At 63.0% G+C, this 13,208-nt stretch carries 12 protein-coding genes; 7 read left to right on the top strand and 5 right to left on the bottom strand.

The features are described 5' to 3' along the window. Window positions 1–65 precede the first annotated feature (65 nt). Together AC5PZ0_RS06380 and ycaC (AC5PZ0_RS06385) are read left to right on the top strand one after the other, a co-directional pair. Complete coding sequence (locus tag AC5PZ0_RS06380; RefSeq protein ID WP_274884839.1) at window positions 66–446, top strand: helix-turn-helix domain-containing protein; 381 nt, start codon at window positions 66–68, stop codon at window positions 444–446. Between the two features lie 82 nt (window positions 447–528). Beyond that, a complete protein-coding gene (gene ycaC / locus AC5PZ0_RS06385) occupies window positions 529–1,155 on the top strand; it encodes an isochorismate family cysteine hydrolase YcaC (protein ID WP_493854553.1) in 627 nt (208 codons plus the stop codon). A gap of 75 nt (window positions 1,156–1,230) precedes the next feature. On the opposite strand, the gene ycaC (AC5PZ0_RS06390) is transcribed toward ycaC (AC5PZ0_RS06385), so the two are convergent. Further along, complete coding sequence (gene ycaC, locus AC5PZ0_RS06390) at window positions 1,231–1,860, bottom strand: isochorismate family cysteine hydrolase YcaC (protein WP_099430781.1); 630 nt, start codon at window positions 1,858–1,860, stop codon at window positions 1,231–1,233. Window positions 1,861–1,995: 135 nt separating this feature from the next. Between ycaC (AC5PZ0_RS06390) and AC5PZ0_RS06395 the strand changes: the two genes are divergently transcribed. From AC5PZ0_RS06395 to AC5PZ0_RS06405, 3 genes are all read left to right on the top strand, one after another. Continuing rightward, window positions 1,996–2,907 carry a LysR substrate-binding domain-containing protein gene (locus tag AC5PZ0_RS06395; RefSeq protein ID WP_493854554.1) on the top strand — a complete coding sequence of 304 codons (912 nt, stop codon included), beginning with the start codon at window positions 1,996–1,998 and terminating at the stop codon, window positions 2,905–2,907. Between the two features lie 288 nt (window positions 2,908–3,195). Beyond that, entirely contained in the window at window positions 3,196–4,458 is a 1,263-nt protein-coding gene (locus AC5PZ0_RS06400) for an OprD family porin (protein ID WP_493854555.1), read from the top strand. A gap of 1 nt (window position 4,459) precedes the next feature. Then, complete coding sequence (locus AC5PZ0_RS06405) at window positions 4,460–6,058, top strand: MFS transporter (protein ID WP_493854556.1); 1,599 nt, start codon at window positions 4,460–4,462, stop codon at window positions 6,056–6,058. Between the two features lie 51 nt (window positions 6,059–6,109). Here the strand turns inward: AC5PZ0_RS06405 and AC5PZ0_RS06410 are convergent, their stop codons facing one another. From AC5PZ0_RS06410 to ycaC (AC5PZ0_RS06425), 4 genes are all read right to left on the bottom strand, one after another. Further along, complete coding sequence (locus AC5PZ0_RS06410) at window positions 6,110–7,951, bottom strand: amidohydrolase (RefSeq protein WP_027592188.1); 1,842 nt, start codon at window positions 7,949–7,951, stop codon at window positions 6,110–6,112. Between the two features lie 405 nt (window positions 7,952–8,356). Continuing rightward, on the bottom strand, window positions 8,357–9,175 hold the full coding sequence (locus AC5PZ0_RS06415) for an alpha/beta fold hydrolase (RefSeq protein ID WP_085272179.1): 819 nt from the start codon (window positions 9,173–9,175) through the stop codon (window positions 8,357–8,359). A 39-nt stretch (window positions 9,176–9,214) separates the two neighbouring features. After that, a complete protein-coding gene (locus AC5PZ0_RS06420) occupies window positions 9,215–9,781 on the bottom strand; it encodes an antibiotic biosynthesis monooxygenase (protein ID WP_027592186.1) in 567 nt (188 codons plus the stop codon). 117 nt (window positions 9,782–9,898) lie between these two features. Further along, window positions 9,899–10,528 (bottom strand): isochorismate family cysteine hydrolase YcaC, encoded by a 630-nt coding sequence (gene ycaC, locus AC5PZ0_RS06425; protein ID WP_027592185.1) that lies wholly within the window; start codon window positions 10,526–10,528, stop codon window positions 9,899–9,901. Window positions 10,529–10,962: 434 nt separating this feature from the next. Here ycaC (AC5PZ0_RS06425) and AC5PZ0_RS06430 point away from each other — a divergent pair, with 434 nt between their 5' ends. Beyond that, entirely contained in the window at window positions 10,963–11,424 is a 462-nt protein-coding gene (locus AC5PZ0_RS06430; RefSeq protein ID WP_493854557.1) for a PBECR2 nuclease fold domain-containing protein, read from the top strand. A 337-nt stretch (window positions 11,425–11,761) separates the two neighbouring features. Further along, window positions 11,762–13,189 (top strand): mechanosensitive ion channel domain-containing protein, encoded by a 1,428-nt coding sequence (locus AC5PZ0_RS06435; protein WP_493854558.1) that lies wholly within the window; start codon window positions 11,762–11,764, stop codon window positions 13,187–13,189. Window positions 13,190–13,208: the final 19 nt, after the last annotated feature.

Genomic DNA, 13,208 nt, shown 5'->3' on the forward strand with positions numbered 1-13,208 from the left:
GGTTTGCCTCAGGACTTTGTCATGACCCGGGGGCGAGACTTTCCTCATTGAACAGGAGAGTCGCCATGAGCCCTCTGACGATCCGCAGCACCTCACCGGCCCCAGGCGCGCTGACCCCTGCGCGGCTGCGCCAGGCCAAGGAACTGATGCTGCACAGCCCTTTGTCGATCATCGAGATCGCCGGTGTGTGCAACCTGACCCGCAGCCATTTCTCGCGCGCGTTCAAGGTCAACACAGGTTTGTCGCCCCAGGCCTGGCGCCTGCTGGCGCGCATGGAGAAGGCCAAACGCCTGCTGGCCACCGAGGCGCCGATCACCCATGTCAGCCTCGAATGTGGTTTCTGCGACCAGTCCCATTTCACCCGGGCTTTCAGCCGCCTGGTCGGCCAGCCGCCCAAAGCGTGGCGGTTGACCACGCAAGGTGCCGCGTCCGGCACGCATTCTTAAGCGCCTTTTATCCATTGGTATACCACCTTCGGGTAGTACACCTGAGTTTCACACCCTAAGCCCAATGCAAGGAGTTACCCTCATGAGCCAACCGGATTACAAGCGCCTGAACAAAGACGACGCGGTGGTGCTGCTGGTCGACCACCAGACCGGCCTGATCTCCCTGGTGCAGGACTTCTCGCCTAACGAGTTCAAGAACAACGTACTGGCCCTGGGCGACCTGGCCAAGTTCTTCGGCCTGCCGACCATCCTCACCACCAGCTTCGAACAAGGCCCCAACGGCCCGCTGGTGCCCGAGCTGAAAGAGATGTTCCCAGACGCGCCGTACATTGCCCGCCCTGGCCAGATCAACGCCTGGGACAACGAAGACTTCGTCAAGGCGATCAAGGCGACAGGCCGCAAGCAGCTGATCATCGCCGGCGTGGTCACTGACGTGTGCGTGGCCTTCCCGACCTTGTCGGCGCTGGCTGAAGGCTTCGAGGTGTTCGTGGTGACCGACGCTTCCGGCACCTTCAACGAAACCGTGCAGCAGGCCGCGTGGGTACGCATGACCCAAGCGGGCGCACAAATGATGAACTGGTTCTCGGTGGCCTGTGAGCTGCACCGCGACTGGCGCAACGACATTGAAGGGCTGGGCAATCTGCTGTCGCAGCGGATTCCCAACTACCGCAACCTGATGAACAGCTATTCGGCGTTGAGCGCTCGCTGATCCACCCCTGCACAGCGACAAAAAAGCCGGCACCCTCACAGGGCGCCGGCCTTTTCGTTTGCCACTAGCGGGTGATTACTTACCCGCCGTCAGCGCGTTGTAGCTGGTCATCAAATTCCGATAATCCGGAATGTGGTTGGAGCACAGTGCTGCCAACCCTTCGACGTCATTGCGCCAGTCGCGGTGCAGCTCACAGGCCACGCCGAACCAGGTCATCAGCTGCGCACCGGCACGGCTCATGCGGTCATGGGCGGCATCGCGGGTCATTGCATTGAAGGTGCCGGAAGCGTCGGTCACCACGAACACCTCGAACTCTTCTTCCAAGGCTGCCAGCGCCGGGAATGCCACACAGACCTCGGTCACTACACCGGCGATGATCAGCTGCTTCTTGCCAGTGGCCTTCACTGCCTTGACGAAATCTTCGTTGTCCCAGGCGTTGATCTGGCCTGGGCGGGCAATGTACGGGGCCTCTGGGAACAGCGCTTTCAGCTCGGGCACCAGCGGGCCGTTGGGGCCTTGCTCGAAGCTGGTGGTAAGGATGGTTGGCAGGTTGAAGAACTTGGCCAGGTCCGCCAGGGCCAGTACGTTGTTCTTGAATTTGTCCGGTTCGATGTCACGGACCAGGGACAACAGGCCAGCCTGGTGGTCGACCAGCAGCACAGCGGCGTCATCTTTGTTCAGGCGGTTGTAGGTGAATTTGCTCATGGTCCGTGCTCCTAAAAGGTTTCGATGTTTTCAGTAAGTGGGGTGTTTCGCGTTGATGGGCACAGATTAAATTCATCACCTTTGCTGCGGTAGACTGCGAAAATTGCCTTTAGCGTTCCATTTGGAGAACGATCATTGGAAGACCTCAACTCCCTCTACTACTTCACCCAAGTCGTCGAGCACGGCGGCTTCGCCCCGGCCGGGCGGGCGCTGGACATGCCCAAGTCAAAACTCAGCCGGCGCATTGCCGACCTTGAGGACCGCCTGGGCGTGCGCCTGCTGCACCGCACCAGCCGGCACTGCTCGTTGACCGAAATTGGCCAGGCCTACTACAACCGCTGCCTGGCCATGCGCGTGGAGGCCGAGGGCGCGGCGGAGATCATCGAGCGCAACCGCAGCGAGCCTCGCGGCCTGGTGCGCATCAGCTGCCCGACCACCCTGCTCAATTCCTGGGTCGGGCCAATGCTGACCCGCTACATGCTCAAGTACCCGCAGGTGGAGCTGTTCATCGAAAGCACCAACCGCCGCGTCGACCTGCTGCACGAAGGCTTCGATGTCGCGCTGCGCGTGCGCTTTCCGCCACTGGAAAACACCGACATGGTGATGAAGGTGCTGAGCAACAGTACCCAGTGCCTGGTGGGGCATCCGCAGTACCTGGCGCAACTGCCCGAAGGCTTCGACCCGCAGCTGCTTGGCACGCTGCCCAGCGTGCATTGGGGCAGCGCCCAGCGTGAGTACCAATGGGAGCTGTTCCAGGGCGAGGACATGAGCCGCAGCATCGTGATCCAGCACACGCCGCGCATGGTCACCGACGACCTGTTCGCGCTGCGGCATTTTGTAGTGGCCGGGGTTGGCATCGCGCACTTGCCACGGGTCGCCGTGCGCGAAGACTTGGCCGAGGGCCGGCTGGTGGAGTTGCTGCCGGAGTGGCACCCGCGGTGCGGCATCGTGCATGCGATCTTCCCGTCACGGCGCGGGTTGTTGCCGTCGGTGCGGTCGCTGATCGATCACCTGGCCGAGGAGTTCGCGATCAGCGACATGGCCTGAGTCAGTTGCTGTCCGTACCGGCCTCTTCGCGGGGCAAGCCCGCTCCCACAGGGGCACCAGCGCCCTGGAGATCACGCCAACCCTGTGGGAGCGGGCTTGCCCCTCGCCTAGGTGTGCGCCACAGTCTCGGATCATCCACCCCGGTGCCCTCCCTCCGGGGCACCAGCGCCCTGGAGACCACGCGGTCCCTGTGGGAGCGGGCTTGCCCCGCGAAGAGGCCAGCACACCCTTACAAGACCTTGGCCTACGCTTGCCTCACAGTCTCGGATCATCCACCCCGGAGCCCTCATGATCCGCGCCAATCACGGACCAGGCCGCGCCCTGCTCGCCTCCCTCGCCCTCTGCCCCGCACTTAGCCAGGCAGATGAACCCGGCTGGTCGCTGCTCAGCCGCAACTACTTCCTGCACAGCGACTTCCGCTCGCCTTCCGGCAGCGGCCAAAACTACCGCCAGGAATGGGCCCAAGGCTTCATCGGTGAAATCCGTTCGGGGTTCACCGAAGGCACGGTGGGTGTTGGCATCGACGCGCATGGTTTTCTTGGCCTCAAGCTCGACGGTGGCCGCGGCCATGCCGGTACCGGCTTGCTACCGCGTGACAGCGATGGCCGTGCCGAGTCCGACTATTCCAGCGCCGGTGCAGCCCTCAAGCTACGCCTGGGCAATACCCTGCTGCGCTACGGCGAGATGACTGTCGAGACACCGGTGTTCGACACCGGCGACAAACGCCTGCACCCCGAATACGCCACGGGTTGGTTGCTGGAGAACACCGACCTGCCCGACTGGCGCCTGCAGGCGGGCCGCTTCACTGCGTTCAACAACCAGGACAACAGCTCGACCCACGACGATTTTGCCGGCTACGGCGCCACCACCCATGGCCGCGCTATCAGCCTGGCCGGCGCCACGTTCGCCCCCGATGGCCCGTTCGGCGGTGCGCTGTACGCCAGCCAGCTGCAAGACACCTGGCGCCAGGCCTACCTCAATCTCAACCTGGCCGAGGGCAATTGGCGCCTGGACGGCAACCTCTACAAAACCCGTGATACCGGCAACGCCAGCGCTGGCGCCATCGACACCACCGCCTACAGCCTGGCGGGCAAGTACCGCTTCGGTGCCCAGGCGCTGACCCTGGCCTACCAGAAGGTCGAGGGCGACACCCCCTTCGACTTCGTCGGCGGCGACTCCATCTACCTGGCCAACTCGATCAAGTACGCCGACTTCAACGGCCCCGGCGAGCGTTCGTGGCAACTGCGTTACGACCTCGACTTCGCCACCCTCGGCATGCCCGGCCTGAGCCTGATGGGCCGCTACGTCAGCGGCCGCGGTGTCGATGGCACGCATGCCCCGGCAGGTGGCGCCTACACCTCGCAACAGGGCCAGGGCGGGCGTCACTGGGAGCGCGATGTCGACCTCAAGTACGTGGTGCAGTCCGGTGCCGCCAAAGACCTCAGCCTGGCGCTGTCCCACGTCAGCCACCGCGCCAACCAAGCCCAGGCGGGCGATGATATTGACCGCCTCTACTTGATCATCGAATACCCACTCAAAGGCGGCTTCTGAAATGAGCACCTCCCCCTCAGGCGCTTGGAGCCCCTTGCGCAACACCACATTCCGCATGCTGTGGATCGCCACCATCGCCTCCAACATCGGCACCTGGATGCACGAGGTGGGCGCTGGCTGGTTGATGACCACGCTGTCGGCCAGCCCGCTGCACGTGGCACTGATCCAGGTGGCGGGTTCGCTGCCGATGTTCTTCCTCGCCCTGCCCGCCGGCGCGGCGGCGGATATCGTCGACAAACGCCGCTACCTGTTACTGGTGCAACTGTGGATGTCAGCCGTTGCCGTGGTGCTGGCGGCCTTGAGCCTGCTCGGCATGATGAATGTCACCTTACTGCTGGTACTGACGCTGGCCTTAGGCATCGGCACAGCGCTGATGATGCCGGCCTGGAGTGCGCTGACACCGGAGCTGGTGGGCAAGGAAGACCTGGCCAACGCCGTGGCCATTTCCAGTGTCGGCATCAATGTCTCGCGGGCAATCGGCCCGGCCTTGGCAGGCGTGGTGGTAAGCCTGGTGGGGCCATGGCTGACCTTTGCCCTGAATGCCGTATCGTTCGCCGGGGTGATTGTGGTGTTGCTACTGTGGAAGCGCGACGTGAAGGAGCCGCTGCTGCCGGCCGAACGTTTTATCGGCGCCATGCGCACCGGGTTGCGCTTTGCGCGTAGCGCCAAACCGCTGCAAGCAGTCTTGGTGCGGGCGCTGGCGTTCTTTCTCTGCGCCAGCGCCGGCACCTCGTTGCTGCCCTTGATCGTACGCGGCGAGATGCACGGCACAGCATCCGATTTCGGCCTGTTGCTGGCGGCGATCGGCATCGGCGCGGTGGCCGGCGCGACGTTGTTGCCGCGCCTGCGCGAGCGGATCAGCCGAGATCGCCTGGTGATGCTTGCCAGCCTGCTGTACGCGCTGTTCCTTCTAGCCCTGGCCTTGGTGCGCAACTTCTATGTGCTGCTGCCGGCGATGCTGCTCAGCGGCGCAGCGTGGATCGCAGTGCTGTCCAACCTGCAAGTTGCGGCGCAAACCTCGGTACCCGCCTGGGTGCGGGCGCGGGCGCTGTCGGTGTATATCCTGATCTTCTTCGGCGCGATGGCGTGTGGCGGCCTGCTGTGGGGCACACTGGCCAGCCATGCATCGATCACCCTGAGCCTGCTGCTGGCAGCCGGTGGCCTGGGGCTTGGGACCCTGCTGACCTGCAAGGTGACCCTGCCCGAAACTGAGGCCGAGGAATTGACCCCATCGCTGCATTGGCCAGCGCCGTTGCTGGACGATGACCTGGACCAGGACAGCGGGCCGGTGATGGTCACAGTCGAGTACCACATCGAACCGGCCAAGGCCGAGGCGTTCCAGCTGGCAGCGCGCGAACTGGAAGCCATGCGCAAGCGCAATGGCGCGTTGTCGTGGGGGTTGATGCGCGACAGTGCCGACCCGCACCTGTGGCTGGAGTTCTTCTTCGAGGAATCGTGGCTGGAGCACCTGCGCCATCACCACCGGGTGACCCGAGGCGAGCTGAAGATCGAAGCGCGGGTGCGGATGCTGCAGACAGAAGGTGTGCCGGTGCAGATTCGGCACCTATTGGCTGGGCAGTCGCACAAGCCACAGCATTGACGCCAGCACAAACAAAAAAGGGGCCCTGATGGGCCCCTTCTTCACATCAGCTTAGAACGCAAAACACGAACACCCCAACGCCCCCCAGAACCCTTGGAAGTCGTTCACCGGCACGCTGGAATGCCGCGCCTTCTCGTGGCTGTGTGCATGCACCCCACACGGCCCGCTGCACTGGTGCACCGCCGCTGCCAACGATGGCGTACCCACACGCCAGTGCCCCGGCACCTTGGCCACCGGCGACCATTCCGGCAATACCGGTACCTGCGGTGGGCCGAGCCTGTCGAACTCGCCGGCAGCGTACACGACCTTGCCGTCAACGATGGTCAGCACCGACTCGATGCCCTTGATCGCTTCTTCCTCGACACTGAAGAAGTCCAGCGACAACGCCGCCAAGTCCGCCAACTGGCCAACCTTGATCTGGCCCTTCTTGCCCTGCTCGCTGGAGAACCAGGCGCTGCCCTGCGTGAACAACTGCAGCGCGGTGTCACGGCTCAGGCCCTCGGGGTACAGCTCCATGCCGCCGACGGTCTTGCCGCTGACCAGCCAGTACAGCGAAGTCCACGGGTTGTAGCTGGAGACGCGGGTCGCGTCGGTACCGGCCCCAACCGGCACGCCCATGTCGAGCATGCGCTTGATCGGCGGGGTCTGCTCGGCAGCCTTGGCGCCGTAGCGGTCGACGAAGTACTCACCCTGGAAGGCCATGCGGTCCTGGATGGCGATACCGCCGCCCAAGGCGCGCACGCGCTCGATGTTCTGCGGGGTGATGGTCTCGGCGTGGTCGAAGAACCACGGCAGGCCATTGAACGGGATGTCGCGGTTGACCTTCTCGAACACATCCAGCATGCGCGTGATGGATTCGTTGTAGGTGGCGTGCAGGCGGAACGGCCAGCGCTGCTCGACCAGGTGGCGTACCACCGGTTCCAGCTCTTCTTCCATGGTTTGCGGCAGGTCCGGGCGCGGCTCGAGGAAGTCCTCGAAGTCGGCCGCGGAGAACACCAGCATCTCACCCGCGCCGTTATGGCGCAGGAAGTCGGTGCCGCTGTGCAGCTTGACGCTGGAGGTCCACTTCTTGAAGTCGTCGAGTTCTTCCTTGGGCTTCTGGGTGAACAGGTTGTAGGCGATGCGCACGGTCAGCTGGTTGTTGTCTGCCAGCTCCTGGATCACCGAGTAATCGTCGGGGAAGTTCTGGTAGCCGCCCCCGGCGTCGATGGCGCTGGTCAGGCCCAGGCGGTTGAGCTCACGCATGAACTGGCGGGTCGAGTTGACCTGGTACTCCAGCGGCAGCTTCGGCCCTTTGGCCAGGGTGGCGTAGAGGATCATCGCGTTAGGGCGGGCGATGAGCATGCCGGTCGGCTCGCCGAACTTGTTGCGCTGGATCTCGCCACCCGGCGGGTTCGGCGTGTCCTTGGTGTAACCCACGGCTTTGAGCGCGGCGCGGTTGAGCAGCGCGCGGTCGTACAGGTGCAGCAGGAACACTGGGGTATCGGGCGCGGCCTGGTTGATTTCTTCCAGGGTCGGCATGCGCTTTTCAGCGAACTGGAACTCGTTCCAGCCACCGACCACACGCACCCACTGCGGGGTCGGGGTACGGGCGGCCTGGTCCTTGAGCATGCGCAGGGCATCGGCTACCGAAGGTACGCCTTCCCAGCGCAGCTCCAGGTTGTAGTTCAGGCCACCGCGGATCAGGTGCAGGTGGGAGTCGTTCAGGCCCGGGATGACCGTGCGCTGCTTGAGGTCGATGATCTGCGTGGTGGCGCTTTTGTGGGCCATGGCTTCGGCGTCGCTGCCGACGGCGATGAAGCGGCCGTCCTTGATGGCGACGGCGGTGGCGGTGGGCTTCTCACGGTCGACAGTGTGCAGTTTGCCATTGAACAGAATGAGGTCGGCGGTCATGGAGCCTCCTTGAGTGGATGCATGGGCGGAACCGGCGGAGCCGGCGAAGGGCAATGCGGACCAGAGCGCGCCGGCGGCACCGAGCACGGTGCTGGTGGCGAGGAACTGGCGACGGCTCTTGTCGTTAGGGTCCTGGGACATGGTCTTCTCCGTCTGGGTGCGGCAGCGGCAAGCGCAACTGCGGAGCATGCCGGTTCAAGCCTGGTCAGGGATTGCATGGATGTGCGGTGGGTTGAAGAAGGTTAGCCCTGTTCACGTTTTGTGCTGCCAGGGCCGGCCTCTTCGCGGCGGTCCGGCGCCCCGGTGAACCCGCTCCCACAAGGGCATCACATGCCCCAAAAGCTGTGTTGATCCTGTGGGAGCGGGTTTACCGGGGCGCCGGACCGCCGCGAATGCCTCACACCGTCATCGCTGGAGGAACGCCAACAAGTCTTCATTCAGCTGCTGCGCATGCGTCACGGCAAACCCATGCGGCGCACCTTCATACACCTTCAGCTCGGCCCCACGAATCAACTCGGCGGCTTTCTTGCCCGTGGTCTCGAACGGCACGATCTGGTCCGCATCACCGTGAATCACCAAGGTCGGCACCTCGATCTTGGCCATGTCCGGGCGGAAGTCGGTCTTGGAGAACGCGGTGACGCAATCCAGCGTGCCCTTGATCGAGGCCAGCAGCGCGATGTTCAGGGTCTGCGTCAGCACCCCCTGGGACACCTGCTGCCCTTGGTTCAAGCCATAAAACGGCGTGGCAAAATCGGCGATGAACTGCGCCCGGTCGGCACGCAAGCCCGCCTGAATACCCTCGAACACCGCAGCCTCGACCCCCTCAGGGTTATCATCCCGCTGGCCAAACACCGGCGTCACCGCCCCCAGCAGCACAAGCCCAGCCACCCGCTCGTTACCATGGCGCGCGATGTAGCGGCTGACATCGCCACCGCCCATGGAGAAGCCCACCAAGGTCACTTCACGCAGGTCGAGGTGTTCGATCAGTTGGGCGATGTCATCGGCAAACGTGTCGTAGTCATAGCCATTCCACGGCTGGCTCGACCGGCCGAAACCACGGCGGTCGAAGGCGATGGCGCGGTAGCCACGGCTGGCCAGGAATTCCATCTGCGAATCCCACATGTCGGCGTCCAACGGCCAACCGTGGCTGAACAACACGGGCTTGCCGCTGCCCCAGTCCTTGAAATAGAGCGAAGTGCCATCGCGGGTTACGAGTGTGCTCATATCGGTATCTCCTTGAAAGTCTATGGGGAAGGGGCTGAATCAGCCACGCAGCCAGTTGGCGCAGCGGCGGGTTACCCACGGCATGATGTAGAACACCACGGGCAGGATGACAAACAGGTTGACGATCAGGTTGCCGGTGATCGCGCCGCCCAAGTGCGGAAAGCGCGCGAACAACGGCGCCAGCAGTTGCGGAATGACCATGGTCATCGGGCAGATCACCAGGTAGGTCAGCAACGCTTGCTTCCAGCGCGGCGGTTGTGCCGCCGTGGTGCTCGGTGGGGTGAACCAGAACTCTGGGTCTTCGTGAACCTGGGTGTTGTCGCCCTCCTCCAGCAGCGGCAGCACCTGGCTGACCAGCGTCTGGCGCTCGGTGGAGTTGACCCAGGCCTGCAGCAGGCTGGCATCGCTGAAGCGCACCACGGTGGTGAAGTGGCGGCCGCCGTCTTCGGGGCGGATCACGTTGACGTCGAGGTGGCCGGGTTGGCGGCGCGCGGCACTGACCGTGTGCTTGAGCCAGTCCTCGTAGCCGGCCAGCGCCTCGGCGCGAACTTTGTGCTGGATGACCAGGGTGACCACGTTGCGGTTGTCTTGGAGTGCGGTGTTCATCGACATTCCTTGGGATGAGCTGGCCCGCACTCACTGTGCAACAGCGAACGGGCGGAGGATTGAATGGGTGTGCTGCCCTTGCCGGGCACCGACGGTCGGTGCCCGGTGCGCGGCGGCTTACTTGCCGGCGTTGAAGGCGTTGTAGCTGGTCATCAGGTTGCGGTAGTCCGGGATGTGGTTGGAGCACAGCGCCGCCAGGCCTTCGACGTCATTGCGCCAGTCGCGGTGCAGCTCACAGGCCACGCCGAACCAGGTCATCAGCTGCGCACCGGCCTGGCTCATGCGGTCATGGGCGGCATCGCGGGTCATCGCGTTGAAGGTGCCGGACGCATCGGTTACCACGAACACCTCGAACTCTTCTTCCAAGGCTGCCAGGGCCGGGAAGGCGACGCAGACCTCGGTCACTACACCGGCGATGATCAGCTGCTTCTTGCCGGTCGCCTTTACCGCTTTGACGAAGTCTTCGTTGTCCCAGGCGTTGATCTGGCCTGGGCGGGCAATGTAAGGGGCGTCTGGGAACAGCGCTTTCAATTCAGGCACCAGCGGGCCGTTGGGGCCTTGCTCGAAGCTGGTGGTGAGGATGGTTGGCAGGTTGAAGAATTTGGCCAGGTCGGCCAGGGCCAGCACGTTGTTCTTGAATGCGTCTGGCTCGATGTCGCGGACCAGGGACAGCAGGCCAGCCTGGTGGTCGACCAGCAGCACAGCGGCGTCGTCTTTGTTCAGGCGGTTGTATTTGAATTGGGCCATGGTCGTTGCTCCTAAGGGTTTTGATGTTCAGTAAGTTGGGTGTTTCGCGTTGATGGGAGAAGATTAAAACCATCACCTTTGGAGCGGTAGATAGTGGTTTTTGGCTTTAGCGTTCTGTTTTGTGAACGATGGATTGGCAGGCCTGTAAACGGGCAAGCCGGCTTCATGGACGCTGGGCTTGTTGAAGACCACAAGCCAATTCCTACGCCATTGCTTCGTCTGAGGAAAATCCCTACAAGTAGTGTCGATACCGATCTGATTGCTCGTGTTGCCCCTGGTACCTAGGCTTGTGGACTTGCCGTCGCTTCAGCAATCGCTAGTCGCCAGGTACTTCTTTGAACCCCCCTATCTCGCCCGAGAAAATCACTGAGAAAACGTGTCAGAGCACTTGGTTGGATAGGGGGTTGCCAGACCTCAGGTCTCTTGACCGTGAAATGCGTGCACAAGCCATCGATGAGGTCGCTGCAGCAGGCACCCATGAGGGCGCCATTGAGCGCGTTGCTCACCACCTAGGCTTGAGCAACTCATCGAGCGCCTTTGTGGTCATCAACACACCCTTGGGGGATGTTCAGATTCGACGCAGCTGCATCCATCACATCGTCGAGAAAAGGCAAGATGCGCGGGAGCGCTACATTCAAGTAGCTGTGGATACCCTGACCGGGCCGTTTGAGGTGTGGAGCGTGGCCTATACCAACGACACACATAGGTTGGCATTTATAGGGATATATGAAGCCAAGCGGCAGATGCTGGCGATCGTTACACTCGAGAGCGGAAAAATGCTGTGGAATTTCATGCAGTGCGACGCGAAAGCACTCAACAAGCACCGCCATGGCGAACTGCTGTACAAGCGCTATGAGTTTCTGCCGGGCAAAGAAAAGGGCCACTGTCACCAGTAGCCCTGAATAGACGCTTGATATTCATATACACACCCTCAAGCCGGGGTGTGGAGGTCTCACCCTGCGCTGATGATTCAGCCATCGACGGGGTTCCTACGCCAGTTACTGCCGCTGAATGGCAACTGGTTTCGCGCTCGGGTAAAACGCTATCACAGTCTTTGAGCAAGTCAACAGCTTTGCGGCAATGCGGGATGTAGTTGGAGCACAGCGCCGCGAACCCTTCGACCACAGGGCAACGGCCTTGACCTTCAGATACAACTCACCCGTCCCCCCATTGCCTGCCTGCCCAACCTGCTCTATTACTACGCACAGCCCTCCCCTCACCCCCGAGACCACCATGCTGGCTTTCATCCAGTCGTCCCCGTTGTTGCTCGGCACTTCACTGATCCTGCTCGACCTGATTCTCTGGCAACTGATCCCCCTCCAACGCCGGGCCTGGCGTATCGGCTCGCGGCTGGTGATTTTCCTGCTGTTCAGCTGGGTGCTGCTGGCCGCGGGCATGAGCCCTTTGCAGCCGCCGCCATGGCCTGACGATGTGTCGCGCAACCTGATGGCGACAGTGCTGACGATCGGCTGGTGGCTGTTCGGTGCGCGCACGGTGACCGTGGTGTTCGGGCTGTTGCTGGTGGCGCGTGGCAGCCATGGCGGGCGGTTGCTGCAGGATGTGCTGGGGGCGCTGATCTTTTTGGCGGCGGTGGTGGCTGCGGCGGGCTATGTGATGCAACTGCCGGTGAAGGGGCTGCTGGCCACCTCCGGGGTGATGGCCATCGTCATCGGCCTGGCGCTGCAAAGCACCTTGGCCGACGTGTTCAGCGGCATCGTGCTGAACACGACGCGGCCGTACCAGATCGGCGATGCCATCTCCATCGACGGCACCGAAGGCAAGGTGCTGGACATCGACTGGCGTGCCACGCGGCTGCTGACCAGTGCTGGCAGCCTGGCGGTGATCCCCAATTCGGTGGCGGCCAAAGCCAAACTGCTCAACCACAGCCGCCCGCCTGACGTGCATGGGGTGTCGATCAGTTTGGTGGTGCCGGCCAAGGTGCGCCCCAAGCGGGTGTTTGATGCGCTGGAAAAGGCCCTGCAGGGCACGCGCGCGATACTCGCCACGCCAAAGCCCAAGGTCACGGTGAAGGCGTCGACCCTGGAGTCGGTGGAGTACGAAGCCAGTGGCTTCATTGCCGACATGGGCGGCAAGACCGACGCGCGCAATCAGCTGTTCGACCTGGCCCATCGGCACCTGGAGGCCAGTGGCGTGATGTGGAACGTCGACCTGGCCCTGCCGCCGCGCAGCCGCCAACGCGAGGTGCTGGATGAAGTGCGGGTGTTCCGCTCGCTGAGCGATGAAGAGCGCGATGCGCTGAGCCAGCGCATGACGGCCGTGGAATACCTGGCGGACCAAGTGATCCTGGGTGTGGGCGAGCGCTCGGATCACCTGTTGGTGATTGGCAGCGGCGTGGTTTCAGCGTCGATTCGCGATGGCGACAAGCTGCTGGAGGCCGGGCGCATGGGGCCGGGGGAAGTGCTGGGGATCGAGGGCATCATCGACGAAGACGACGGCTTTGCCGAGTTCCGCACGCTGACCAGTTGCGTGCTTTACCGCATCGACAAGGAACAGGTGAAGAGCTGCCTGGTGCAGCGGGGCGAGGTGCAGACGGCGTTGAGCAAGTTGCAGCGGTTCAGGCGGCAGAGCCGGGAGTCGTTGTTGCTGCAGAAGCCGACCCTGATCAAGAAAGGTGGCTTTCTCAGTTGGTTGCACAAGTAAATATGCACCGGCCTCTTCG

Source organism: Pseudomonas sp. 5.2, from assembly GCF_059025405.1.

What these genes read in the sequence shown, in the direction of transcription:
- ycaC (WP_027592185.1), bottom strand. Translation starts at nt 10,528, where the DNA reads ATGGCCCAATTCAAATACAACCGCCTGAACAAAGACGACGCCGCTGTG.
- AC5PZ0_RS06435 (WP_493854558.1), top strand. Translation starts at nt 11,762, where the DNA reads ATGCTGGCTTTCATCCAGTCGTCCCCGTTGTTGCTCGGCACTTCACTG.
- AC5PZ0_RS06430 (WP_493854557.1), top strand. Translation starts at nt 10,963, where the DNA reads ATGCGTGCACAAGCCATCGATGAGGTCGCTGCAGCAGGCACCCATGAG.
- AC5PZ0_RS06400 (WP_493854555.1), top strand. Translation starts at nt 3,196, where the DNA reads ATGATCCGCGCCAATCACGGACCAGGCCGCGCCCTGCTCGCCTCCCTC.
- AC5PZ0_RS06420 (WP_027592186.1), bottom strand. Translation starts at nt 9,781, where the DNA reads ATGAACACCGCACTCCAAGACAACCGCAACGTGGTCACCCTGGTCATC.
- ycaC (WP_099430781.1), bottom strand. Translation starts at nt 1,860, where the DNA reads ATGAGCAAATTCACCTACAACCGCCTGAACAAAGATGACGCCGCTGTG.
- AC5PZ0_RS06405 (WP_493854556.1), top strand. Translation starts at nt 4,460, where the DNA reads ATGAGCACCTCCCCCTCAGGCGCTTGGAGCCCCTTGCGCAACACCACA.
- AC5PZ0_RS06380 (WP_274884839.1), top strand. Translation starts at nt 66, where the DNA reads ATGAGCCCTCTGACGATCCGCAGCACCTCACCGGCCCCAGGCGCGCTG.
- ycaC (WP_493854553.1), top strand. Translation starts at nt 529, where the DNA reads ATGAGCCAACCGGATTACAAGCGCCTGAACAAAGACGACGCGGTGGTG.
- AC5PZ0_RS06410 (WP_027592188.1), bottom strand. Translation starts at nt 7,951, where the DNA reads ATGACCGCCGACCTCATTCTGTTCAATGGCAAACTGCACACTGTCGAC.
- AC5PZ0_RS06415 (WP_085272179.1), bottom strand. Translation starts at nt 9,175, where the DNA reads ATGAGCACACTCGTAACCCGCGATGGCACTTCGCTCTATTTCAAGGAC.